At 43.5% G+C, this 24,239-nt stretch carries 22 protein-coding genes; 5 read left to right on the top strand and 17 right to left on the bottom strand.

Translation table 11 applies throughout. From position 1 onward, the window contains the following. Position 1: 1 nt before the first annotated feature. From lgt to JX304_RS06030, 6 genes are all read right to left on the bottom strand, one after another. Positions 2-784, bottom strand: a complete 783-nt coding sequence (gene lgt, locus JX304_RS06055; protein WP_205011700.1) for a prolipoprotein diacylglyceryl transferase — start codon at positions 782-784, stop codon at positions 2-4. Continuing rightward, the gene (gene hprK / locus JX304_RS06050; RefSeq protein ID WP_205011699.1) at positions 781-1,713 is read right to left on the bottom strand and encodes an HPr(Ser) kinase/phosphatase; all 933 of its coding nucleotides are present in this window, start codon (positions 1,711-1,713) and stop codon (positions 781-783) included. Before hprK ends, lgt begins: the two co-directional genes overlap by 4 nt. A 179-nt stretch (positions 1,714-1,892) precedes the next feature. Then, a complete protein-coding gene (locus JX304_RS06045) occupies positions 1,893-2,261 on the bottom strand; it encodes a hypothetical protein (RefSeq protein ID WP_205011698.1) in 369 nt (122 codons plus the stop codon). 12 nt (positions 2,262-2,273) lie between these two features. Then, the gene (locus tag JX304_RS06040; protein WP_205011697.1) at positions 2,274-2,555 is read right to left on the bottom strand and encodes a PspC domain-containing protein; all 282 of its coding nucleotides are present in this window, start codon (positions 2,553-2,555) and stop codon (positions 2,274-2,276) included. Between the two features lie 74 nt (positions 2,556-2,629). Continuing rightward, positions 2,630-3,085: a SprT family protein gene (locus tag JX304_RS06035; protein ID WP_205011696.1), complete on the bottom strand. Its 456-nt coding sequence runs from the start codon at positions 3,083-3,085 to the stop codon at positions 2,630-2,632. Beyond that, entirely contained in the window at positions 3,072-5,198 is a 2,127-nt protein-coding gene (locus JX304_RS06030) for a Tex family protein (RefSeq protein ID WP_205011695.1), read from the bottom strand. Before JX304_RS06030 ends, JX304_RS06035 begins: the two co-directional genes overlap by 14 nt. A gap of 143 nt (positions 5,199-5,341) precedes the next feature. On the opposite strand from JX304_RS06030, the gene JX304_RS06025 reads away from it, so the two are divergent. The 4 genes from JX304_RS06025 to zwf all read left to right on the top strand — a co-directional run bounded on the left by JX304_RS06025 (position 5,342) and on the right by zwf (position 8,860). After that, a complete protein-coding gene (locus JX304_RS06025; protein ID WP_187540457.1) occupies positions 5,342-5,491 on the top strand; it encodes an SPJ_0845 family protein in 150 nt (49 codons plus the stop codon). A gap of 2 nt (positions 5,492-5,493) precedes the next feature. Continuing rightward, on the top strand, positions 5,494-6,399 hold the full coding sequence (locus JX304_RS06020) for a permease (protein WP_205011694.1): 906 nt from the start codon (positions 5,494-5,496) through the stop codon (positions 6,397-6,399). Then, positions 6,396-7,211: a TIGR03943 family putative permease subunit gene (locus JX304_RS06015; protein WP_205011693.1), complete on the top strand. Its 816-nt coding sequence runs from the start codon at positions 6,396-6,398 to the stop codon at positions 7,209-7,211. Before JX304_RS06020 ends, JX304_RS06015 begins: the two co-directional genes overlap by 4 nt. A 182-nt stretch (positions 7,212-7,393) precedes the next feature. Then, positions 7,394-8,860, top strand: coding sequence for a glucose-6-phosphate dehydrogenase (gene zwf / locus JX304_RS06010; RefSeq protein WP_205011692.1), 1,467 nt, complete (start codon positions 7,394-7,396; stop codon positions 8,858-8,860). 91 nt (positions 8,861-8,951) lie between these two features. Here the strand turns inward: zwf and ftsY are convergent, their stop codons facing one another. The 10 genes from ftsY to yycF form a co-directional block, all read right to left on the bottom strand. After that, positions 8,952-10,574 (bottom strand): signal recognition particle-docking protein FtsY, encoded by a 1,623-nt coding sequence (gene ftsY / locus JX304_RS06005; RefSeq protein ID WP_205011691.1) that lies wholly within the window; start codon positions 10,572-10,574, stop codon positions 8,952-8,954. Further along, positions 10,575-11,396: a Cof-type HAD-IIB family hydrolase gene (locus JX304_RS06000; RefSeq protein WP_205011690.1), complete on the bottom strand. Its 822-nt coding sequence runs from the start codon at positions 11,394-11,396 to the stop codon at positions 10,575-10,577. Beyond that, positions 11,393-12,199 carry a Cof-type HAD-IIB family hydrolase gene (locus JX304_RS05995; protein ID WP_205011689.1) on the bottom strand — a complete coding sequence of 269 codons (807 nt, stop codon included), beginning with the start codon at positions 12,197-12,199 and terminating at the stop codon, positions 11,393-11,395. Before JX304_RS05995 ends, JX304_RS06000 begins: the two co-directional genes overlap by 4 nt. Continuing rightward, the gene (gene smc, locus JX304_RS05990) at positions 12,189-15,725 is read right to left on the bottom strand and encodes a chromosome segregation protein SMC (RefSeq protein WP_205011688.1); all 3,537 of its coding nucleotides are present in this window, start codon (positions 15,723-15,725) and stop codon (positions 12,189-12,191) included. The genes JX304_RS05995 and smc overlap by 11 nt, the downstream gene beginning before the upstream one ends. Next, positions 15,716-16,417 carry a ribonuclease III gene (gene rnc / locus JX304_RS05985; protein ID WP_205011687.1) on the bottom strand — a complete coding sequence of 234 codons (702 nt, stop codon included), beginning with the start codon at positions 16,415-16,417 and terminating at the stop codon, positions 15,716-15,718. Before rnc ends, smc begins: the two co-directional genes overlap by 10 nt. A gap of 99 nt (positions 16,418-16,516) precedes the next feature. Continuing rightward, entirely contained in the window at positions 16,517-16,903 is a 387-nt protein-coding gene (locus JX304_RS05980) for a YbaN family protein (RefSeq protein ID WP_205011686.1), read from the bottom strand. Positions 16,904-16,936: 33 nt separating this feature from the next. Beyond that, on the bottom strand, positions 16,937-17,482 hold the full coding sequence (locus tag JX304_RS05975; RefSeq protein WP_205011685.1) for a hypothetical protein: 546 nt from the start codon (positions 17,480-17,482) through the stop codon (positions 16,937-16,939). Between the two features lie 155 nt (positions 17,483-17,637). Continuing rightward, positions 17,638-18,447 (bottom strand): MBL fold metallo-hydrolase, encoded by an 810-nt coding sequence (locus JX304_RS05970; protein ID WP_205011684.1) that lies wholly within the window; start codon positions 18,445-18,447, stop codon positions 17,638-17,640. A 7-nt stretch (positions 18,448-18,454) separates the two neighbouring features. Further along, positions 18,455-19,807 carry a cell wall metabolism sensor histidine kinase VicK gene (gene vicK, locus JX304_RS05965; protein WP_205011683.1) on the bottom strand — a complete coding sequence of 451 codons (1,353 nt, stop codon included), beginning with the start codon at positions 19,805-19,807 and terminating at the stop codon, positions 18,455-18,457. Continuing rightward, entirely contained in the window at positions 19,800-20,501 is a 702-nt protein-coding gene (gene yycF / locus JX304_RS05960) for a response regulator YycF (protein ID WP_118396652.1), read from the bottom strand. Before yycF ends, vicK begins: the two co-directional genes overlap by 8 nt. Before the next feature lie 490 nt (positions 20,502-20,991). Here yycF and JX304_RS05955 point away from each other — a divergent pair, with 490 nt between their 5' ends. Next, positions 20,992-22,041 carry a TIGR00341 family protein gene (locus JX304_RS05955; protein ID WP_205011682.1) on the top strand — a complete coding sequence of 350 codons (1,050 nt, stop codon included), beginning with the start codon at positions 20,992-20,994 and terminating at the stop codon, positions 22,039-22,041. 211 nt (positions 22,042-22,252) lie between these two features. Here JX304_RS05955 and thrS read toward each other — a convergent pair whose 3' ends face one another. Beyond that, positions 22,253-24,196: a threonine--tRNA ligase gene (gene thrS, locus JX304_RS05950; RefSeq protein WP_205011681.1), complete on the bottom strand. Its 1,944-nt coding sequence runs from the start codon at positions 24,194-24,196 to the stop codon at positions 22,253-22,255. Positions 24,197-24,239 lie beyond the last annotated feature (43 nt).

Genomic DNA, 24,239 nt, shown 5'->3' with positions numbered 1-24,239 from the left:
GTTACTCCTTTGCTTCTACATAATAAGGGGCTTTTTTGCGACGTTGGTAGATGATGATGGCGAGTCCAACTAGAATCAGGATCATCGACAACCACTGGGAAACACGTAAGCCCGCAAACATCAAGCTATCCGTCCGCATTCCTTCGATGATCATCCGACCAAAACCATACCAGATAAGGTAAAAGGCTGTGATCTCACCTTGCCTCAAAAATTGGGCCTTCCTACGAAGAATCAAGATCAAGAAAAATCCTAGCAGATTCCAACTGGATTCATATAAGAAAGTCGGCTGACGATAACTGCCATCTATATACATTTGGTCTCGAATAAAAGAGGGCAGGTAGTTGAGACTTTTGACAGCAGCTCCATAAGCTTCCTGGTTAAAGAAGTTTCCCCAACGACCAATACTCTGTGCAATCATGACGCTTGGAGCAGCAATATCCAAAAAATCAATTGGCTCGATCAAGCGTCTACGAGAAAATAGATACAAGACCAATGCCCCAGTTAAGAGACCACCATAAATCGCGATTCCTCCGTTCCAGATAGCAAAAATTTCACCAAGATGCTGGCTATAATAGCCCCATTCGAAAATAACGTAATAGAGTCTGGCCCCCACAATTGCAAGAGGAAAGGCGATCAGAATAAAATCAATGATGGCATCAGGATCAATTTTCTTCCGAGGTGCTTCTTTCATGGAAAGATAAACAGCTAGAATCAAGCCAGAGACAATACAAATTGCATACCAGCGAATATTGATTGGACCTAATTGAAGAGCTACTGGATTCATTCCTTCACCTCATTTTGACTAATCAACTGGGACAAACGTTCTTCAAAAGTTTTGGTAGCATCATAGCCCATTTCTTTGGCCCGAACATTCATGGCTGCTGCTTCAATCACGACCGAAATATTACGGCCAGTCTTCACAGGGATGCGAATACGAGGAATGGTCACGCCACCGATTTCTAACTCTTCTGCATTATTACCAAGACGATCATAGACCTGATCCTTAGCATAATTTTCCAAGTAAACAGCGATTTGGACTTGTGATGAATCCTTGACAGCACTCGCGCCATAGAGACTCATGACATCGATAATTCCGACACCACGGATCTCTAGTAAGTGGCGTAGGATTTCAGCTGGCTCTCCCCAAAGGGTCATCTCGTCTCTCGCATAGATATCGACTCGGTCATCTGCTACGAGGCGGTGCCCCCGTTTGACAAGTTCCAGACCTGTCTCGCTTTTACCGATTCCGCTATCTCCTTGGATCAAGACACCCATCCCATAAATATCCATCAAGACACCGTGTACACTGGTACGCTCTGCTAGCCGACTATCCAAATAGCTAGAAAGCTCTCCAGACAAACGACTCGTCGCAACATTGCTCTTCAAAATGGCTAGTTGCTTTTCTTCAGCAGCACGCAACATTTCTTCTGGAATGTCTAAATTCCGCGCGACAATGATGACAGGTGTCTCTGGCTGGAACATCTTGCGCAAGACCTGATGTCGGTTGTGAGAGCTCATCTTCACCAGGTAGGACCATTCTTTCATTCCTACAAGCTGAATTCGCTCAGGTGTGTAATAATCGAAATAGCCCGTCATTTCAAGACCTGGACGTGAAATGTCTGCAGTCGTAATTTCCTTGCTTAAGAGGTTATCATCCCCATAAACAACTGACAGACGAAGCTTTTCCTGTATATCGCGAACAGTAACTGCCATATCATTCTCCCTTTTAAAATTCTCTCTCTATTATAGCAGATTTTCTCTTCAGACGAGAGACTGAAGTGTCATTTGAAAGATCCATTTTCAACTCCTTTTTAATGCGACTAAAAAGAGGCTAAGACAAAGGTCTCTAACCTCTAGGAAATGATGGTAACATCTGAAGAATACTCCAGCCTTCAGCCTTGCAAGAAATTTTTGATCATGGATTTGATTCCGGTAGAAACTGCATAGACCACTGCATTTGAAGGAAATGCGATCAAGCCGAGCATAAAGGCGGCAGGTCCTCCCCCCAGCAAGGACAAAACCAGGTACAACATCGGAAGAAATAAAATCGAAAACCGATAAATTTGTGGCTCTCTTGCCTTTTCTGTTGTCAGAAACAAGAGGTAGAAGAGACTATTCCAAATGCCCAGTGGAAAAAGGAGCATTCCGATAAAAACTGTTCCAACTCCTTCTCCAAAAACACGATTTAAAATGAAAAACTGTCCTATAAAACTGAAGAAGAGATATAGAATAAAAGCAAGGTAATAGAACTTCTGCTTCACCCGGATCTCCTTTTAGAAAAACGGACTATCATTCTGATCATGGATGGGTTCGGCCTCTTTTCTCCGACGAGGTCGAGGCCCGTAGTCAAACATTTCCTGCTCCTCCTCTTCCTTATAAGGTAAGGTCGTATCTAACAGTAAGTAGATAATCACACCGATAAAGGCATGAGAAACCGTAAAAAGAATAAACAAGAAGCGTAGTAGGGTCACGCTTAGACCAAATTTATCAGCTAAGCCAGCTAGCACACCTGAAACTAGGCGATGTCGTTTTAATTTGTAAAATGATGATGTCATTTGATGTTCCTCTTTCTAGTTAGACCTATTTTAGCAAAGTCTAACTTGAAAGAGATCCGCCTAAAGACCGATTCTTATTCCTGCCTCATTTCAAGGAATTGCAGGCGGCTGCGACAGCGACCGCAGGCATATTTCTGCAGATCGATTTTTCGCTTTCGTCTATACTCTTGACCACAATGGGGACATTGATAGAGATAGATGCACTTGACTCGCCTAGTCCTATCTGGTAGAGAGGGAGTGAAACGAAGACCATCCACTTGATGGAGGAGTTGCTTAAAGGCTGGGTCTTTGTGGCGATAGCCTTTACCTTGATCGTAAAGATGGTAATGACAGAGTTCGTGACGGACGATTTTGCGAAAGGTTTCTAATCCGAAAGTCTGGTAAATCTTGGGGTTAAAATCGAGGTGTCGATCCTTGGGAAAGAAACGGCCTCCTGTGGTTTGGAGACGCGGATTCCACACTGCTTGATGACGGAATTCTCTCCCAAAATCTTCCAGAGACACTTGGCGGACATAGTTAGTCAGATTCATTCGGTGCTACCAAACTGAGGTTGACTTTTTCGCGTTCCACGTCGATTTTCTTCACCCAGACAGTTACCAAATCACCTACTGAGACGACTTGGCTTGGATGCTTGATAAATTGCTTGCTCATATGGGAGATATGAATCAAGCCATCCTCGTGAATACCAATATCGACAAAGGCTCCGAAATCAACCACATTACGCACAACCCCTTCTAATTTTTGACCGATATGGAGATCTTTAATATCCAAGACATCCTGACGGAGCACTGGTGCATCAAAGGAATCCCGCAAGTCGCGACCCGGTTTTAAGAGATCAGCAATAATATCTTTTAGAGTTTCTGGTCCCAGATCAAGCTGGGTCGACATTTCCTCTATCTTGACAGCTTTTAATTTTTCTTGAGCAGATTCATCGAGTTCGGTAATCCCAAGGAGTTCAAAAAGTTTTTCAACTTCCTTATAACTTTCAGGGTGGACGCCAGTATTGTCCAAAATGTTTTTACTTTCAGGAATGCGTAAGAATCCCGCCGCCTGCTCGAAAGCCTTGGCTCCGAGACGAGGGACTTTTTTTATCTGTGCTCGTGAAAGGATCATTCCTTCTTCTTCCCGGTATTTGACGATATTTTCAGAGATAGTTTTATTGAGCCCGGCTACATGCGCTAAGAGAGAGGGACTAGCGGTATTGATATTGACCCCAACTTGGTTAACGACCGTATCCACCACAAAGTCCAAGCCTTCGGTCAATTTCTTCTGATTGACATCGTGCTGGTATTGACCCACACCAATCGATTTGGCGTCAATTTTCACCAATTCGGCCAAGGGGTCTTGCAGGCGGCGAGCAATAGAAATAGCCGAACGTTTTTCAACAGTTAATTCTGGGAACTCATGGCGGGCCAACTCACTTGCCGAATAGACAGACGCTCCACTTTCATTGACAATGACATAGCGGACCCCTGGATGGTCATGGAGCACCTCTGCGACAAAGGCCTCACTTTCACGGCTGGCGGTTCCATTTCCAATGGCAATAATCTCTACGTTAAACTCCATGATCAAGGAGGACAGATCCTTTTTAGCTTGCTCGATCTGAGCTGGTTTGGCAGGGGCAACTGGATAGATGACCTGGGTTGTGAGCATCTTTCCTGTTTCATCGACAACGGCTAATTTGGCACCTGTCCGAAAGGCTGGGTCAAAACCAAGGACCACGCGACCCTTCAATGGAGGAATGAGCAATAGATTCCGTAGATTTTCAGAGAATAATTGGATAGCACCGTCTTCGGCAGCCTCAGTCAACTCTGTTCGAATCCGGCGTTCGATCGCTGGTACAATTTTTTTCTTGACGGCCTGCTGAATTACCTCATCGACATAGGTATTTTTCGTTTTAAATCGTGCCTCAAAAATACGAATGATTCGATCCAGATGGTGCTCAAATCCGACTTTAAGAACGCCCAATTTTTCCCCACGATTGAGAGCAAGCGTCCGGTAACCTTGCATACTCTTGATCTTTTCAGAAAAATCATAGTAGATTTCAAAAGTTCGCTTAGGATCTAAGCTTTCATCCTTCAAGGTTGACGTCATGAGGGAATACCCATGAATTTCTTGATAGGTGAGAGCCCGCAGTTGGGTGTCCTCTGAAATAGCCTCTACCAAAATATCTACTGCACCAGCTAGAGCCGCTGTTTCAGTTGGGAAGGTCTCACAGATAAATTTCTGTGCCTCCGCTTCCAAGTCTGGACTATTTTGTAGAATAAGGCGCGCCAAGGGGAAAAGACCTGCTTCTCGGGCAATCGTGGCCTTGGTCCGCCGTTTTTCCTTATAAGGCAGATAGAGTTCTTCGACATCCGCTAATTTTTCAGCAGCTTCAATTGCCTGCTTAAGCGCATCCGTCAACTTGCCTTGTTCAGCAATCTTGGCTAGGACGGTTTCCTTCCGTTCAGCTAGGGCTGTTAAGGACTTATCCCGGTCAATAATGGCCTTGATCGCTACTTCATCTAAATTTCCTGTCAGATCTTTTCGATAGCGGGCAATGAAGGGAATGGTTGAGCCTTCTGCGGTCAGGCTCAATACGGTATCGATTTGTTTTAAGCTTACACCCAATTCTTGGGCTATTTTTTCATATTTATCCATAGCTTCTATTATAGCATATTTTACCGTAGCCAAGGCCCCTAGCTACCGATTGCTTCGGTTTCCTCCTTGACTTTTATGCTCCATTTCCCCCTTGCTCTTTCCTTTTTGTTATAATGATAGAAAATGAATAAGGAGGCCCAAAAATGGCTATTAAATTTTCTAAGACAGATGATCTTGATAAAATGTTTGAAAACTTTGCGAGTTTTCCAGATGTAGAAAAGAAAGTCGATTTCCCAGATGAGAAAAAGAAGGCTCAAAAAGCTCTTAAAAAAGAAGACGAGAAGGCTAAATAGCCATGGCCGTCTTTCAACATCTCCCCTCAAGCGTCTTGCAGGCTGGGGCTATTTTTCTTTCGATTATCATTGAGGCCCTGCCCTTTGTCCTAATCGGAAGTATCATTTCAGGGATCATTGAGGTCTATATCACCCCAGAGAGGGTCTACCGTTTTCTCCCTAAAAATAAATTTGGGAGGATTTTCTTTGGGACTTTTGTCGGTTTCATCTTTCCTTCCTGCGAATGTGGGATTGTTCCTATTATCAATCGCTTTTTAGAGAAGAAGGTTCCTAGTTATACTGCTGTTCCCTTTCTGGTGACAGCACCCGTCATCAATCCCATCGTTCTCTTTGCAACCTATTCTGCATTTGGAAATTCCCTAAAGATGGCTCTCTACCGCGCTTTGGGATCGCTTCTAGTCGCAGCGGTACTAGGGATCTTTCTTGGTTTTATTCAAACAGATTCGATCCAAAAAGAACAGCGCAAGCCTGTGCATGAACATGATTTTAGTGATTTGAGCAAAGGCCAAAAGCTCTTTCAAGTCTTGGTGCAGGCCATTGATGAATTCTTTGACACAGGACGCTACCTAGTATTTGGTTGTCTCTTTGCCAGCCTCGTCCAAGTCTATGTTCCAACACGGATCCTCACCTCAATCAGTGCGACACCGGTTGTGGCCATTCTCTTACTGATGGTTTTGTCCTTTCTCCTGTCACTTTGTAGCGAGGCTGACGCCTTTGTTGGATCCTCTCTTCTGAGCAGTTTTGGACTAGCGCCTGTTCTAGCCTTTTTGGTGATTGGTCCCATGCTGGATGTCAAAAATCTCCTCATGATGAAAAATTATCTCAAGGCTCGTTTCATCTGGCAATTTATCGGAATTGTTTGTGGAGTTGTGCTCCTTTATGCTTGGTTTGTGGGGGTAGTGCTATGATTCGTTTCTTGATATTAGCTGGCTATTTTGAACTCACCATGTATTTGCAATTATCTGGTAAGCTCAATCAATACATCAACTTACACTACTCTTACTTGGCTTATATTTCCATGTTCTTGTCCTTTGTTTTAGCTCTTGTGCAGCTGATTATCTGGGTCAAACAAATGAAAATCCACAGTCATCTATCTGGCTTCTGGGCAAAAGTGGCGAGTATCTTCTTGCTCTGTATTCCTTTGTTTGTCGGTCTATTTTTCCCAACCGTAACGTTAGATTCCCAAACAGTCTCTGCCAAAGGCTATCACTTCCCAGTGGCGGCTGGTTCTTCCAAGGAAATCCAGCAGGACGAAGGAACAACCACTCAGTATCTCAAACCGGATACCAGTAGCTATTTCACCAAGTCTGCCTATGAATCAGAAATGAAGCAGGCAGCAAAGAAATATGTGGATAAAAAGGTGATCCAGGTGACTACTGAGAATTACATGGAAGTCATGGAAGTGATTTATGATTATCCTGACCAATTTGCAGGAAAGACGATCGAGCTAACTGGCTTTGTCTACAATGACCCTAATAACAAAGACAGTCAATTCCTCTTTCGCTTTGGGATCATCCACTGTATTGCAGATTCCGGCGTCTACGGCCTCTTAACGACCGGGGCCCCTCAGCATTTCGAAAACAATACTTGGATCCAGGCCAAAGGAACCTTGTCCATTGAATACCACAAGCAGCTCAAGCAAAGCTTGCCAGTCCTCCACATTAGAGATTGCCAGACCATTACAAAACCCGACAATCCTTATGTCTATCGCGTATTCTGATGGAGCTTGGGTTGTGAGTCAAATATCTTATACCAGTCAAAGCTAGAACCAACCTGTGTTCTAGCTTTTTCTTTCACCGAGTCACACTCAATTGGAAATTGTGAGGAACTTAGTTTCTGTATAGGAAATCTTGTAGATTTTATGGTAAAATATGGTTAATAAAATAGGAAATAGGTACTTAAATGTCTTCAAAAGTTATTGTCACCATTTTCGGGGCCAGTGGAGATTTAGCTAAGCGCAAACTCTATCCATCCCTTTTTAGACTCTATAAATCAGGAAATCTATCTGAACACTTTGCAGTGATCGGAACAGCCCGCAGACCATGGAGCAAGGAATACTTTGAATCGGTCGTGGTAGAATCCATCACAGATCTGGCAGATAGCCCCCAACAAGCTCAAGAATTTGCCAGTCATTTCTACTACCAAAGTCATGACGTCAATGATACAGAGCATTACATCGCTCTGCGCGAATTGCAAACCAGCTTGGATGAGAAATACCAAACAGAACACAACAAGGTCTTCTTCTTATCCATGGCTCCTCAATTTTTTGGAACCATTGCCAAACACCTGAAATCAGAAGGCATTGTGGATGGACAAGGCTTTGAGCGCTTGATCGTTGAAAAACCTTTTGGTACAGACCTAGAAACGGCCAGTCAACTCAACAAGGAATTGGAAGAAACCTTCGATGAAGAACAAATCTTCCGGATTGACCACTACCTTGGAAAAGAAATGATCCAAAATATCTTTGCCATTCGTTTCGGCAATCTGATTTTTGATAACCTATGGAACCGAGACTTCATTGACAACATCCAAATTACCTTTGCAGAACGCTTGGGTGTTGAAGAACGCGGTGGCTACTATGATCACTCTGGAGCCCTTCGGGACATGGTGCAAAACCATACCCTTCAGCTCTTGTCTTTGCTTGCTATGGATAAACCTGCTACCTTTACCAAGGATGCGATTCGTGCTGAAAAAGTTAAAGTGTTCGAGCAAATGCACAATCCTACTGATGAGGAATTAAAGAAATTCTTCATCCGTGGCCAATACCATTCTGGAACCATCGAAGGAAAAAAAGATATCTCTTATCGCAGTGAACCAAATGTCGATCCTGAATCTACTACGGAAACCTATGCTTCTGGAGCTTTCTTTGTCGATAGCGATCGGTTCCAAGGAGTACCTTTCTTCTTCCGTACTGGGAAACGTCTAACTAAGAAAGGAACCATGGTCAATGTGGTCTTTAAGCAAACAGATTCTATCTTTGGAGACAGTTTACGACCTAACGTCTTGACCATCTATATTCAGCCAAATGAAGGCTTTTCATTGAGCATCAATGGAAAAGAAGTGGGCGAGCAGTTCAGTATCGCGCCGATTTCTTTCGACTATGAAACGGATGCAACGGCAACTGGAGCTTCACCAGAGCCATATGAAAAATTGATTTATGATGTGTTGAACAATGATTCCACCAATTATAGCCATTGGCACGAAGTTCGCGCTTCATGGCAATTAATTGATCGAATTGAAAAACTCTGGGCTGAAAATGGAGCACCGCTCTATGAGTACAAGTCAGGGTCCATGGGACCAACTGCTTCTGATGATCTCCTTGCAGAATACGGAGCAGAATGGGTGTGGAAACCTGAGCCTAAGAATTAAGGCAAGCCACCTTCGGGTGGTTTTTTGATAGCGCAAGGAAACAAAAAAGACAAATTGCCTTTCTAACAATTTGTCTTTTTCTATTGTACGGTTAAATCAATCCTTCTAAAAGGCCACGCATGAAGTTTTCTGAGTTAAATGGTCCGATGTCATCAATCTTTTCTCCAAATCCAATCAACTTCACTGGGATATCCAATTCTTCACGAATCGCAAGCACGACCCCACCTCGAGCCGTTCCATCAATCTTGGTTAAGACAATCCCAGTTACAGGTGTGATTTTTGAAAACTCTTTGGCTTGAACCAAGGCATTTTGACCCGTCGAAGCATCGAGCGCAAGTAAGGTTTCGTGCGGTGCCTCCGGCACAACACGCTTGATAATCCGTCCGATTTTTTCAAGCTCTGCCATGAGGTTGTCCTTGTTTTGCAGACGGCCAGCCGTATCAATCATCAAGATATCGACGTTCTCCGCAATGGCGCGTTCCATTCCATCAAAGACAACGCTTGCCGGATCTGATTTTTCAGGGCCTGTCACAACTGGAACATCCACGCGACGTCCCCATTCTGCCAGTTGAGCTACTGCTCCTGCACGGAAGGTATCCGCCGCAACCAACATGACTTTTTTGCCTTCTTGTTTGTATTTGTGCGCTAATTTCCCGATAGAAGTGGTTTTTCCGACACCATTAACCCCGACAAAGAGCATGACAGTGAGATCCTCTTGAAATTGGATGGCTTCGTTAAATTGGCCATCTTTTTCATACAAATCTACTAGTTTTTCAATGATCACGCGCTTGAGAGCATCTGGTTTTTTAGCATTCTCCAACCGGGCTTCATAGCGTAATTCTTCGGTTAAATTGGAGGCAACCTGAACCCCAACGTCACTCATGATCAAGAGTTCTTCCAATTCTTCAAAGAATTCTTCATCGACTGAACGGAAATTGGCAAAGAAGGCATTGAGACGTGCGCCAAATCCAGTCCGTGTCTTTTTCAAGCTACGATCATATTTTTCCTGAATGGTCTCTTGCTGAGGTGCGACCTCGGATTGAGCTTCCTGATCTGGAGCTTCCACCGGTTCAGCTGGGGCTGCCTCTTCAGTGATTTCTTCTGCCGACTCAGCAGGGATGGCTACTTCCGTAATTTCTTCTGCCGGTTCAGCTGGGGCTGCCTCTTCAGTGATTTCTTCTGCTGGCTCAGCAGGGATTTCCACTGCTGTAATTTCTTCTGCCGGTTCAGCAGGAGCTTCCACTTCTACAAATTCTTCTGATGGTTCAGCAGGAGTTTCCACTTCTGCAATTTCTTCTACTGGTTCAGCAGGAGCTTCCACTTCTGCAATTTCTTCTGCCGACTCAGCAGGGATGGCTACTTCCGTGATTTCTTCTACTGGTTCAGCAGGGATGGCTACTTCCGTGATTTCTTCTACTGGCGCTTGGTCCTCACTAGCCTCTACACTCTCTTTTTCTTCAACAAGAGGTTCCTCTGATGACTCTTCTTGAGTGACGGTTGAAACAGGTTGATGTGTGGCTGCAATCCGCTCTTTAAGCTCTTGGTAATAAGCCTCCATGTCAGAGATCTTTTGCTCGTCCCGGTCTTGGGAAACAGCTTTTGGCTCCTCTGTATCAGCTACTTCTTGCTCTTTGTTTTCCGTCACTTCTTCAGAAGTCGGAAGGACTTTTTCTGTCTTTTCTTTTTTACCAAATAAACGATCAAATAATCCCATTTATTCACTCTCCTTTAGCACATAATTTTCAATTGCCCATGCGACAGCGTCTTGGTCGTTCGTCATAGGTGCAACAAGGGCTGCGACTTCCTTTACTTCTGGCACTGCATTTCCCATAGCTACCCCAAGTCCAGCCCACTGGATCATGGATAGATCGTTGGCTTCATCTCCACAAGCCATGACTTGATCCGCCTCAAAGCCCAAGAAGGTAGCCAATGCTGCTAATCCCCTTGCCTTGTGAACATCTTTGGGGCACCATTCCAGTAGCATGTCCCGAGATTTAAAAATTTCATAGTTTTGAAAGAGCTCAGGCTTTATCTGTGCAATAGCTGAATCCAAAAATTCTTGATCAAAAGCGGTCACACACTTGTTATAGGAGATGGTGTCGGGTAAGTCGTTCGCATCCACCTCAATAAAGTTCAAGTACGGATTGTAACGGGAGTATAGAGACTTCCGATCCGCATGAATCTCATAAACAGTTCCCTCACTGATGGCATCAAGAGGAAGGCCTAGACGAGCTGTTTCATCATGGATACGATCGACATCTTCTTTCGTAAAAACGATTTTCGAAAGGATTTCGCCATTGTTTCGCTGCACCAAGCCACCGTTGAAGGTAATTGTATACTCTTCTTTGAGACCGGCTGTTCCCAATTCTTCCAAGAGAAAATCCATGGCTTTCAAAGGACGACCAGTGGTCAATACCACTTTGATACCTTGAGCCCGTGCAGCAGCAAGGGCCGCCCGATTACGGGTAGAAATCTTTTTTTCAGAATTAAGCAAGGTCCCATCTAAATCCAGTGCAATCAAGGCAATCTGACTCATAGTACTTCCTCCATATAACGCAGAACTGAACCAGTCGCATGGTGGCCGATGACTGTTTCAGCAATCGCTAAGATTTCCGGACGTGCATTTTCTGGTGCTACAGGATGGCCCACGACCTGCATCATATGGAGGTCATTTAGGTTGTCTCCAAAAGCCATCACCTGATCCATCGAAATCCCTAGTTTATCCGCTAAGGCAGTAAGCGCCACTCCCTTATCGACATAATCGAGGACAATATCAATCGATTCAAAACCTGTCGTCATTGCTTTGACGCCTGGGATATGCTCATTGACCCATTGCTCTCCTTCAAAGACAAGAGCTGCATCAAAGTTGGTGGTCAATTTGAAAATTTCATCCTGAATATCTGCTAAGCTTTTCACTTTTTGAATGTTTTCATTGTAGTGCTGACTCAAGGTCAGATAGTCGGGATCTACTGTTTCTAAGACATAGCTTCCCTTTTTCCCTGTCAAGAGAACCTTGTTTGGATCCGCATAGGGAGAGGATTTTAAAGTTTCAAATACACCCAAATAAAAGTCTTTGGACATGGTGGCTTCATAGAGATCTTCTCCATGAAATTCCACCACACTGCCATTTTCAGCGATAAAAATCATTTGGTCTTGAAACCCTTTAAAAAGAGTCTTTAGCGAAAGGAGGGCACGCCCACTTGCTGCAGCAAAATACACTCCATTTTCCTTGCAACTCGCTAATACCTTGCCTAAGAGGGCTTGATCGTACTGATGTTGGTCATTTAGAAAGGTTCCATCCATATCCGTAGCGATCAATTTGATATCATTATTCTTCATTTTCTAAGTCTTTCAATTTTACTGAGACGATTTTAGAAACCCCTGATTCCTGCATGGTCACACCGTAAATGGAATCAGCTGCTGACATGGTTCCCTTCCGGTGGGTCACGACGATAAATTGGCTTTCCTTATCAAAGCGATTGAGGTAATCACCAAATCGTTTGACATTGGCTTCATCCAGAGCCGCCTCTACCTCATCTAGAATCACAAATGGAATGGTCTTGACGCGAATAATCGAGAACAAGAGGGCCAAGGCTGACAAGGCTTTTTCTCCACCACTCATGAGGTTTAAGGATTGGATCTTTTTACCAGGTGGTTGCACAGAAATCTCAACACCAGCTGTCAGAAGATCTGGCTCTGTCAGGATCAAATCAGCAGAACCACCTCCAAACATTTGACGGAAAGTAACCTTAAAGGATTCACGAATGGCTTCAAAGGTTGATTTAAAGCGTTCCTTGACTTCATCATTCATGTCGTTGATGGTAGACATGAGCATATTTTTAGCTTCCAAGACGTCCTCTCGTTGGCTAGAAAGGAAATCAAAACGCCCCTTCACCTCATCGTACTGCTCGATCGCGTCCACATTGACAGGACCCAGCGCCTTAATGTCTTTTTCGATGCTCTTGAGCTGGTTTTCAGCTGCCGCAAGATTTTCAATAGGTTTGGCCTGTTCTTTGGCTTGGTCAAAGCTTTGCATGAATTCATCAGTAATTTGCGTTAAGAGCTTGTTCAAGCGATCTGCATGCTTTTCACGTGTCGCTTCAGCCTTAGCTTGTTGACGAATCCACTCTTCGTTTTTCTTGCGCGCTTGTTCCATCTGTTCTGCCACATCTTCGGCCTGGCCTTCTAAATCATCCAGCTCAAAGCGTTTTCGAATGATCCCTTGTTCCAAGTCCGTTTTCTTGGCTTGAGCCTGCGTCAATTGATTGGCTAGCTGCTCTACATCGACTGTCTGAACTTGGGCCTCGCCTTGTTCAATCAGCAATTGCAACTGATGCTCTTCTACTTCCAACTGAGTGATCGTTTCTTCCAAACGCCGAGCATCTGTTTGCTCGTAACTTTGTTGACTTTTATATTCCGTCTGTTGGAGTCGCAGTCCTGCCAATTGCTCTTGCAGGTTTTGCACCTTTTGTTGCAGGACATCTTTATCCGACTTCATGGTTTCAATGTCGCGATTCAAGTTTTCTTTTTGAAGCTCAATCGCTGCCAATTGCTCGGTAAGGGACTCCTGCTCTTCTTGTAGAGATTGGGTCGCATCTGTTGCCAATTCTGACTTCAAAGCCTCTAAGAGTTCCTGAATTTCTTTCAGTTGCTCTTGGCATTGTTGGTAAGCCAATTGGGCCCGCTGTTGCTCCAGACGCGCTTGCTCACCCTGGCTTTGAATGGAAGCCAGGTATTCTTGCGCCTGCTTGAGCAGATTGTCCTTGGTCTCTACCTCCTGCTCAGCTTCCCTCAAACGAGCATCCAGAGCTTGCATTTCCTGTTTTAAACTGTCTAATTCTGGTTTGACAAAGACCGTATTTTGGGAACGATTGGCACCACCGGCGTAAGATCCACCCGTCCGCAATTCGGTCCCATCTAGGGTCACGATTCGAACTTGATAGTTGACTTTACGAGCCGCCTCACGCGCATGCTCCGTCGTGTCAAAGATGGCCGTTACTCCAAGCAAGTTTTGGAAAATCTGTTTAAAACGATTCTCATAAGTCACCAAGTCACTCGCAAGTCCTAAAAATCCTGCACTGGTTTGAATCAACTCCATATTCCGCGGAGAGAGTTGACGGGCTTTGATCGTCGTTAGCGGAAGGAAGGTTGCCCGTCCTAAGCGATTGCGTTTTAAGAAGTCAATTGCTCGTGTTGCGGCCTTTTCATCCTCGACAATGATCTGTTGGCTACTAGCTCCCAGAGCAATTTCAAGCGCTGTTTGGTAGTCTTTTGAAAAACTCAAATTCTCACTAACAGCCCCACAGATGCCTCCTAGGCGGTCCGCTTCTTGTAAGACGCTCTTGACGCCTGCATAGAAGTTACTATGGTTCTTCTGAATGGCTTCCAAACTATTGATCCGCGCCCGTTTGTTCTTGCTCTCATCCATCAAGTCAAACATAGCCGTTTGAGCCTCTTGGTAGGCAGCTTTGGCCTGCTCCACTTTTACCAATTGATTTTGGTATTCTGCTAATAGGTCTTTGACCGTCGCTTGTGCCTGATCCAACTCCTCCAATTGTCGACCTTCTTTTTCCTTGGCAGCTTCAAAATTGGATTGCGCCTTGGTCAAGTCCTCTTGACGATGGCTAGATTCTTGTAGGAGCGCTTGGATTCGGCTCTCAATCGCTGTCCGCTCATTAGATTTTTCAGCTTCTGTCTGTAAGAGCTCCACATACTGCTCACGTAGATGCTCAATGACTTGTTCCGGATCTTCTTCATAGTTGGCTAATTCTTTTTCCAACTGCTCTTGTTGCTGACGGTTCTCTGTCAGTCTTTGTTGAAGAGTTGCTAGCGTCTCTTGTTTTTGAGCCAGCTCTTGTTTTGCTTCTTCCAGACGGGCCAAAACAGCATCCAGTCGCTCTAGATTTTCCTTGCGACTATGGGCTGCTTGACTCGATTGCAGCTTAGCGACTTCGATTTGCTTTTCCAAATCACTGATCAAACGAGTGACCTCTAGCAAGCTCGCCTGGTCCTCAGCTAAGCTTTCATCCAACTGATGTCGGGCTTTCTTGATGCGGACATTGTCTTCTTCTAGAACCTGACGACGTTGGTAATAAGAGGCCAACTGTTCTTGAATGGCTTTTTCTTCTTGGTCAGCCTTTTCATAAAGGTCCTTTGTCAGATCGACTTGGGCAACCAAAACATCCAGCAAGAGTACCTGGCGTTCTTGATCCAATTCCAAGAAACGACGAGCAACCGTCGCTTGCTTTTCAAGAGGCTGGATCTGTCCTTCTAATTCATAGATGATGTCCTCTAGACGGTCCAAATTCTCCTGGGTTTGATTCAGCTTGGTCTCTGTTTCCTTGCGACGCGTCTTAAATTTCAAGACTCCGGCAGCTTCTTCAAAGATAGCCCGGCGTTCTTCCGGTTTGGAGTTAAAGATCTCCTCCACCCGTCCTTGAGAGATGATGGAGAAGGAATCTCGTCCCAATCCCGTATCCATGAACAAATCATGCACATCTCTGAGACGTACTTTCTTGCCATCGATCTTGTACTCACTGTCTCCTGAGCGATAAATATGGCGTTCGACCCGAATTTCTTTCCCCGCTTGCTGTATAAAACTGTCCTGGTTGTCCAAAACAACCGTTACACAAGCATAATTCAAGGGTTTTCTCGCTTCTGTCCCTGCAAAAATGACATCGGGCATCTTGCCCCCACGTAGACTCTTGACACTGGATTCCCCCAGGGCCCAGCGCAAGCTCTCCGTGATATTTGATTTTCCAGATCCATTAGGCCCTACAACAGCAGTGACCCCTTTGTCAAATACGACCTTGGTCTTATCCGCAAAGGATTTAAAGCCTTGTATTTCAATCTCTTTTAGATACATGAGCCATCTTTCCTCGTTTCAACTGCATTGCGGGCTGCTTCTTGCTCCGCTAATTTCTTGGAGCGACCATGACCACGACCTAGAGTTTTGCCGTTCACGAATACTTCCACCTCAAACTCTTTGGCATGAGCAGGACCCGACTCACTAATCACTCGGTATTGGATCTCCACATCCCCATGAACCTGTAAGAGTTCTTGCAAACGAGTCTTATAGTCAATGACTTGAGAAAATTGACCCGTTTCAACCTTGGGAATCATGACCTGATAGATGAAGCGTTTGACAGCGTCCACCCCTTTATCCAGCAACAAAGCACCTAAAAAGGCTTCAAATAAGTCACCAAGGATGGTATCACGATCCCGGCCACCTGATTTTTCTTCGCCTTTGCCCAGTTTGATATAGAGATCAAATTGGCAATCCCGAGAAAACCCAGCCAGACTTTCTTCGCGGACAATCATGGAACGAAATTTAGACAAATCTCCTTCCGGTCTGTTGGGGTGTTCCTTGTACAAATATTCGGAAATAACTAATTGAAGAACAGCGTCTCCTAAAAATTCCAAACGTTCGTTATGTGAAATTTTTAAGAGGCGATGCTCATTAGCGTAAGAAGTGTGCGTAAAGGCAGTTTCTAATAAACTGCTATCTGAAAAAACGATCTGAAACCGTTCCAATAACAGGGCTTGTAATTTCTCCATGGAAAGCCTACTTTCTAATAAATTCATACACTTTAGTATACCAAAAAAGAAGCACGAACGCACTTCTTTTCCTAGTTCTATGGCCTGATTTCTCCATTTTTAATCAGGATCTTCGTCTGTTTGATTTTCCGGCTTATTGGGGATCACTTTTAAGAGATAAAAGGTGATAAAAATCGTCAAAGCTCCTAAAGCAAGCTTCACCCAAATAATCGGTGCCAGATAGATCGAAATGCCCATCAGAATGTAGATCTGAAGAAGGATCCATTTCTTCCGTTCTTTGGCAATCGATTTGGTCTCTCGGTAATCCGCTACATAGGTCTGATAAAGCTTGGTTTGGTAGAGCCACTTTTCAAAGCGTTTGGAACTTTTAGCAAAGCAAGCCATGGACAGCAATAAAAAGGGGGTTGTCGGTAAAATCGGCAAAGGAATTCCAATAATTCCTAGTCCCAATGATATAAAACCAATCGTAAGATAAACAAGGCGCATTTTCTTCTCCTTTGTATGTTTCTTGTTTCATAATCACTCTACAACACTCACATCTGACATTTGAAGCGTCATCTTAGATGGGGCTGACATTTCATTCACAATCCCCATTTGTTCCTCGTTCAATGGTAATAAGATTAGAGTTGCTGTATAAGAGGGTAATTTGCCACTATCCTTGAAAAAATAACTGACCTTTTGATTCTCAAAAATAGCCTTTCCATCATAAGTCCAGGTAATTGAAAAGTTCAAATTTTTCTTGATATCTACATCTGTCTTATTGACCAGCATGAGTGCCGCCCTGCCATCTGAAACAGCCCCGGTAAAATAGACCGCCATATTCCCCTCGCTACCAACTTCAGGATGTTCTTTAACCAATTTCTTCCCTAACTCAATAAGATCAGACGTCTTTCCTTCATATTGAGGGGCCACCACAAATTTCAATTCTTTTTCTTTTTTAGAAGACTCTGATACTTTTGTTTCCTTCGCCGTTTGAGTGGAGGTTGACTCTTTCGTATCTTGCTTAGACTGACTACAAGCTGTTAAAGCAACTAAACTTGCCAGTAATAACATCACCTTTTTCATTTCAATTACTCCTCTGTTTTAATGAAACACGATATTTGCAACTCAGAATTCGTCCTTTACTATCATACACGAATTTAAGGTAAAGAGCAAATTCATTACTAGGTGAAGGGATTTTCAACAGCTATCAAAAAACCACCCGCAGGTGGTTTTCCATCTTATATCTTCGTCAATGGAGTTGCAGTGTCTGGCGAGGTATCCAGCACTTCAAAATCATGACCGACTGCTAGATCTGCCCGAGCCAGTTGGTTCTCCATGGTCATATGGGCCAATTCTTTGATATTGTTCTCTTTTGACAAATGCCCCAGATAAATCTTCTTGGTGCGATTTCCCAAGGTCCGGATCATGGCATCTGCCCCATCTTCATTTGAAAGGTGACCCAGATCAGACAAGATCCGTTGCTTCAAACGCCAAGCATACGAACCTGCTCGAAGAATTTCTACATCATGGTTGGACTCAATCAGATAGCCATCCGCATCCGCGACGATTCCTGCCAAACGATCGCTCACATAGCCCGTATCCGTCAGCATGACAAAGCTCTTGCCATCCTTCATAAAGCGGTAAAATTGAGGGGCTGCAGCATCGTGACTGACCCCAAAACTTTCGATATCGATATCGCCAAATGTCTTGGTCTTTCCCATTTCAAAGATATGCTTTTGAGCATCATCGACCTTTCCTAGATACTTGGTTCCTTCCATGGCCTTCCAAGTAGCTTCATTAGCATAGAGATCCATTCCATACTTCCGCGCTAAAACACCCACACCATGGATATGGTCTGAGTGTTCGTGCGTAATCAAAATGGCATCTAAGTCTTCTGGTTTGCGATCGATTTCGGCAAGTAGTCCCGTAATCTTTTTCCCTGATAGCCCTGCATCAATGAGCAGTTTTTTATTTGGTGTCTCAAGGTAGAAAGAATTTCCACTAGAACCTGAAGCTAAAATACTGTACTTAAATCCCTCTTCTGTCATTGACTCCTTATTCTTCCTCTTCTGTATCCCAGTCGTCTTTAATCGCATCTTTGTCGTACGGCAAGACAATGGTAAAGGTAGATCCCTTACCATATTCACTCTTGGCCCAAATAAAGCCTTTGTGCTGCTTAATGATCTCCTTAGCAATGGCTAAGCCCAGACCAGTCCCACCTTGGGCCCGGCTACGCGCCTTATCCACTCGGTAAAAGCGATCAAAAATGCGTGGCAAGTCTTTCTTGGGAATTCCCAAGCCCTCATCTGAGATAGAGATAATCAACTGGGCGTCTGTTGTTTTCATCCCTACCTTGATTTTCCCACCATCGGGTGAGTATTTGATGGCATTGTTTAGGATATTGTCGATTACCTGGGTCATTTTATCCGTATCAATTTCAACCCAAATCGGGGTGATTGGGTATTCACGGATCAGTTCATACTTCTTGGTATCTTCTTGCGATTGACTCTTGATCTTATCAAACCGGTTTAAAATAAAGGTAATAAAGGCCGTAAAGTTGGTCAACTCGATGTCCAACTGACTAGTTTCATTATCGATTCGTGACAAGCTCAAAAGATCTGTGACCATACGCATCATGCGGTTGGTTTCATTCAGTGAAACCTTGACAAAATCTGGTGCCACCGGCTCAAATATAGCTCCATCGTCCAAGGCTTCCAAGTAAGATTTGACACTGGTCAATGGGGTCCGCAATTCATGGCTGACATTGGAGACAAAGAGGCGACGTTCCCGCTCTTCCTTGTCCTGCTCTGTCGTATCGTGCAAGACAGCTACCAGACCAGAGATAAAACCTGACTCGCGACGAATCAAAGCAAAGCGCACACGAAGGCTTAAGTACTCCCCATTTTCATCCTGGGAATCGATGGTTAACTCTGGTACTTCAGTAATTAAGCTGCGCAGATCATAGTCGTCTCCGATCGAGAGCAAATCAAGAATACTGGTATTGAGCACCTCATCTGGATTGACATTTAATTGCTTGGCTGCCATTTCATTGACCATGATGATCTGACCCCGTCTGTTGGTCGCAAGCACCCCGTCTGTCATGTAAGAAAGAATACTGGTCAGCCGCTTGGTTTCCTGCTCTAGGTTTTCATGCGTCAGACGAATGACTTCAGACAGATCATTGATACTGTTGGTCATATCCGTCAGTTCTGGACTTCCTTGCATGTCGACCACTTCAGAGTAATCCCCAGCAATCAGATCTTTAATTTTGGTATTTAGTTGTCTGAGCTTGATATTGTCCCTACGGTTTTCTAGGAGAAGCAAGGCAACCACAATGATAAACCCAACCGTAATCAAAACAAAGACAAAGTTCGACGACATGACAAATTGTTTTAGTTGATCAATCATTGTTTCTCATATAATATCCGACACCACGGCGAGTCAAGATATATTCTGGACGTCCCGGTGTGTCCTCGATTTTTTCACGCAAACGACGAACCGTCACGTCCACCGTCCGAACATCACCAAAGTAATCATAGCCCCACACCGTCTCAAGAAGGTGCTCACGGGTCATGACTTGACCGACATGAGTCGCAAGGTGATAGAGCAATTCAAACTCACGATGGGTTAGATCCAATTCTTTATTGCCTTTTTGAACCAAGAAAGCATCTGGAAGAATGTGAAGATCTCCAATGACAATCTCAGTGTCGGCCTCATTTTCAAGCTGAGGATCAGCCGCAAACTCCGAACGACGCAACAAGGCCTTCACACGCGCTTGCAATTCCCGATTAGAGAAAGGTTTGGTGACATAGTCATCAGCCCCAATTTCAAGTCCGATCACCTTATCAAATTCCGTATCTTTAGCAGATAGGACAATGATGGGCACATTGCTGGTCTTGCGAATCGTACGCGCTACTTCCAAACCATCAATCTCTGGCAACATCAAATCTAGAATAATAATGTCCGGATTCTCAGCCACAAAGACTTCCAAAGCTTCCCGGCCATCAAAGGCTGTCAAGACTTCATAGCCCTCTTTTGCCATGTTAAATTTGATAATATCTGAAATTGGTTTTTCATCATCAACTACTAATATTTTTTTCATCTTACATACCTGTTTCTAATGCTACTTTTCCTTATCAATCTCTATTTTCTTATTATATCAAACTTATGAAGAAATGTGGAGCCTCAATGGCTAGACTTTCAAATAAAAGCATGAAAAAAGACTGAGCTCAATCTTTTCTTTTTTCATTATTTCTCAACACGAGATTTGTTGGCGATATCAGCTAGGATTGCTGCTACAAACTCATCATGTTTAAACATTAAAACGGTATCTACTTTCAGAGGAGATGTCGTTTTTTTCTTCGGATAAGGATACAAAAATTTCTTCCTTTCTCTATCTGTTCAATTAATTGATTTCTTCAGAGAAACACTGTAAAATTTTTGATATAATATGTAGGATGGACTGATGGATATTTAAAAGATAATGTTCAAAAGAATCACAGGTGAGAATTAAAAATATGTCAGTTTAGACAGAAGTCTCTCTACCATCATCCATGCAGAAACAAGATTATATGAAATAAAAGGAGTAACCAATGTCCGGAAACTATTCAACACGTGAATTCCGTGAGAAACTATATGATGACCTTCATGTTCGATTAAGAGATACACTGATTTTGATGTGTTCGATTTTTATTGCCTCTATAGGTCTAAATATGAATTCAACAGCTGTCGTTATTGGATCCATGCTGATTTCCCCTCTTATGACACCGATTGTTGGACTGGGGTTTGGTTTAGCTATTTTTGATACGCGTTTAATCGAGCAATCTCTAAAGGTTTTATTTACTCAAGTATTGGTCAGTTTGCTTGTATCGACTCTGTATTTCTGGATTTCTCCCTTATCTTATGCAAGTAGCCAGTTGATTGCACGAACCTCTCCAACCATTTGGGATGTTCTCATTGCTATTGCGGGTGGGATAGCAGGTGTCATTGGTTCAAGGAAAAAAGAAGCAAACAATATCGTGCCAGGAGTAGCCATTGCAACAGCTCTGATGCCACCTATCTGTACTGCGGGTTATGGCTTAGCTATTGGAAATGTACGATTTTTATTTGGGGCTCTTTATCTTTTTTCGATCAACTGTGTCTTTATCATGCTAACCAACATTGTTGGAACAAGAATTATGATGAAAAAATCTGCCTTAAGTTCATTTAAAGAGCTAAACATTAAAATGAAAATTGGCTTGATATCCTTGATTGTATTATTGGTTCTTCCAGCCAGCTATTCAGCAGTCACTCTGACGATGAATGAAAAACGAAAACAAGAGATCAAACAGTTCGTAGGAAAAGAGTTCGCCAATTATACGGTCATTAATCAAGTTTACAAGTCAAGTAATAATGAATTGGTCTTGACGGTTATTGGAGATCCGATTTCAGAAGAAGAATTAGAAACTATTCGCCAAAAACAAGCCTCTTACGGTATTCAATCTGTTCAATTGAAAGTCAATCAAGTCAATAATTCGCAAAAAATAGATAGTGAGATGACCAAGGAATTTTATGAAACCATTGACAAGTATATTGATCAAAAACTATCTGAAAAAGATTCACAAGATGACCTCGCAAAAGAAAATAAAGCAGATAAGGATTGAGGATAGTCAACTTATCTAACTCATGGAAGCAAATCTTAGGAGGATATCCTATAACCAAAAATTAGTGGATAGAAAGGATCGTTGATGAGGATACTATTTGTGGTGGTTTGACCAATCACTACTAGCTCAGGTTAATCAAAATGTAAAAAAGCAACAACTATTTCAGTTGTTGCTTTTTAGGTGGCTGAGATTTTGTTCTAGGTTAAATGGTTTATTTCTCAACACGAGATTTATTGGCGATATCTGCAAGAATCAATTCTACAAATGCATCTACTGGCATAGTTTCTGTTTCTTTTTGACCATAACGACGGACGTTTACAGCATTCTCTTCCATTTCCTTGTCTCCAACGATCAATTGGTAAGGAATCTTCTGAGTTTGAGAAGCACGAATCTTGAACTGCATTTTTTCATTGCGTTCATCGACATCGACACGGACACCACGGTCACGAAGTTTCTTCGCTACTTCCCAAGCGTAGTCCACGTGTTTTTCGTTTGAAACAGGAATCACAGTGACTTGGTGAGGAGCAAGCCATGTTGGGAAGGCTCCCTTGTAGTTTTCAATCAGGATAGCTGTGAAGCGTTCCATGGTTGAGATAACTCCACGGTGAATCATAACTGGACGATGTTCTTCGCCATCAGCTCCGATATAGTGGAGATCAAAGCGTTCTGGCAACAAGAAGTCAAGCTGGATGGTAGAGAGGGTTTCTTCTTTACCAAGAGCTGTCTTCATTTGGATATCTAATTTTGGTCCGTAGAAGGCTGCTTCCCCTTCGGCTTCGTAGTATTCAACACCCATGTCGTCAACGGCTGCTTTCAACATGCGTTGAGCATTTTCCCACATTTCATCATTGTCAAAGTATTTGTGTTTATCTGCAGGATCACGATAAGACAAACGGAAGCGGTAATCCGTCAAGTTGAAATCTTCATAGACATCGATGATTAATTGAAGGATTTTCTTGAATTCATCTTCGATTTGTTCTGGAGCAACGAAGGTATGTCCATCATTAAGAGACATTTCACGGACACGTTGAAGACCTGTAAGGGCACCTGATTTTTCGTAACGGTGCATCATACCGATTTCAGCGATACGGATTGGCAATTCACGATAAGAGTGAACATGGTGTTTGTAGACTTCGATGTGGTGTGGACAGTTCATTGGACGAAGGACAAATTCTTCCCCATCTCCCATATCCATTGGAGGGAACATATCTTCACGGTAGTGATCCCAGTGACCTGAAGTCTTATATAGTTCAACAGAAGCAATTGGTGGAGTGTAAACGTGTTGGTAGCCCGCAGCCACTTCCTTGTCCACGATATAGCGTTCGAGGATACGACGAATCGTTGCACCATTTGGCAACCAGAATGGAAGACCTTGACCAACTTCTTGAGAAATCATGAACAAATCAAGTTCTTTCCCAAGTTTACGGTGGTCACGTTCTTTAGCTTCTTCACGAATTTGAAGGTAGTTCTTCAAATCTTTCTTGTCAAACCAAGCTGTACCGTAAATCCGTTGCATCATGGCATTGTCACTATTACCGCGCCAGTAAGCACCAGCAACGTTAAGAAGATGGAAGACTTGGATGCGACCTGTTGATGGGACGTGTGGGCCACGGCAAAGGTCTACGTATTCACCTTGACGGTAGATGGTCAAGCCACCTGCATCTTCAGAGTGTTCTTCGATCAATTCCAATTTGTATGGATCATTTTTGAAGATTTCGCGCGCTTCATCCTTAGTCACTTCTTCACGGATAGATGGGAAGTTTTCTTTCACGATTTTCTTCATTTCTTCTTCGATACGAGGAAGATCTTCGTTAGAGATTTGACCCGCTTGATTGTCTGTATCGTAGTAGAAGCCGTCTTCAATCGCTGGACCGACCCCCAAATGAATATCTGGGAAAAGACGACGAGCTGCTTGAGCAAATAAGTGAGCAGCAGAGTGACGCAAGATGGAAAGGGCATCTTCGTGATCAGGTGTCACGATTTCGATGTTTCCATCTTCGGTGATGGCACGAGTTGTGTCTATCAATTTGCCGTTGAATTTACCAGCAAGAGTTTTTTTAGCTAGGGAATTGCTGATCGATTGGGCAATTTCAAAAGTTGTAACGCCAGATTCGAATTCACGAACAGCGCCATCTGGAAAAGTAATCTTAATCATGGTTTTCTCCTTAAATTAATTTCGTAAGTAATGTTTGGGAAGA

It is taken from the genome of Streptococcus parasanguinis, from assembly GCF_901875555.1.
GTDB classification, from domain to species: domain Bacteria; phylum Bacillota; class Bacilli; order Lactobacillales; family Streptococcaceae; genus Streptococcus; species Streptococcus parasanguinis_H.
Note: the sequence above shows the minus strand (reverse complement) of the source record. Positions and strands in the feature narration are given on the sequence as shown.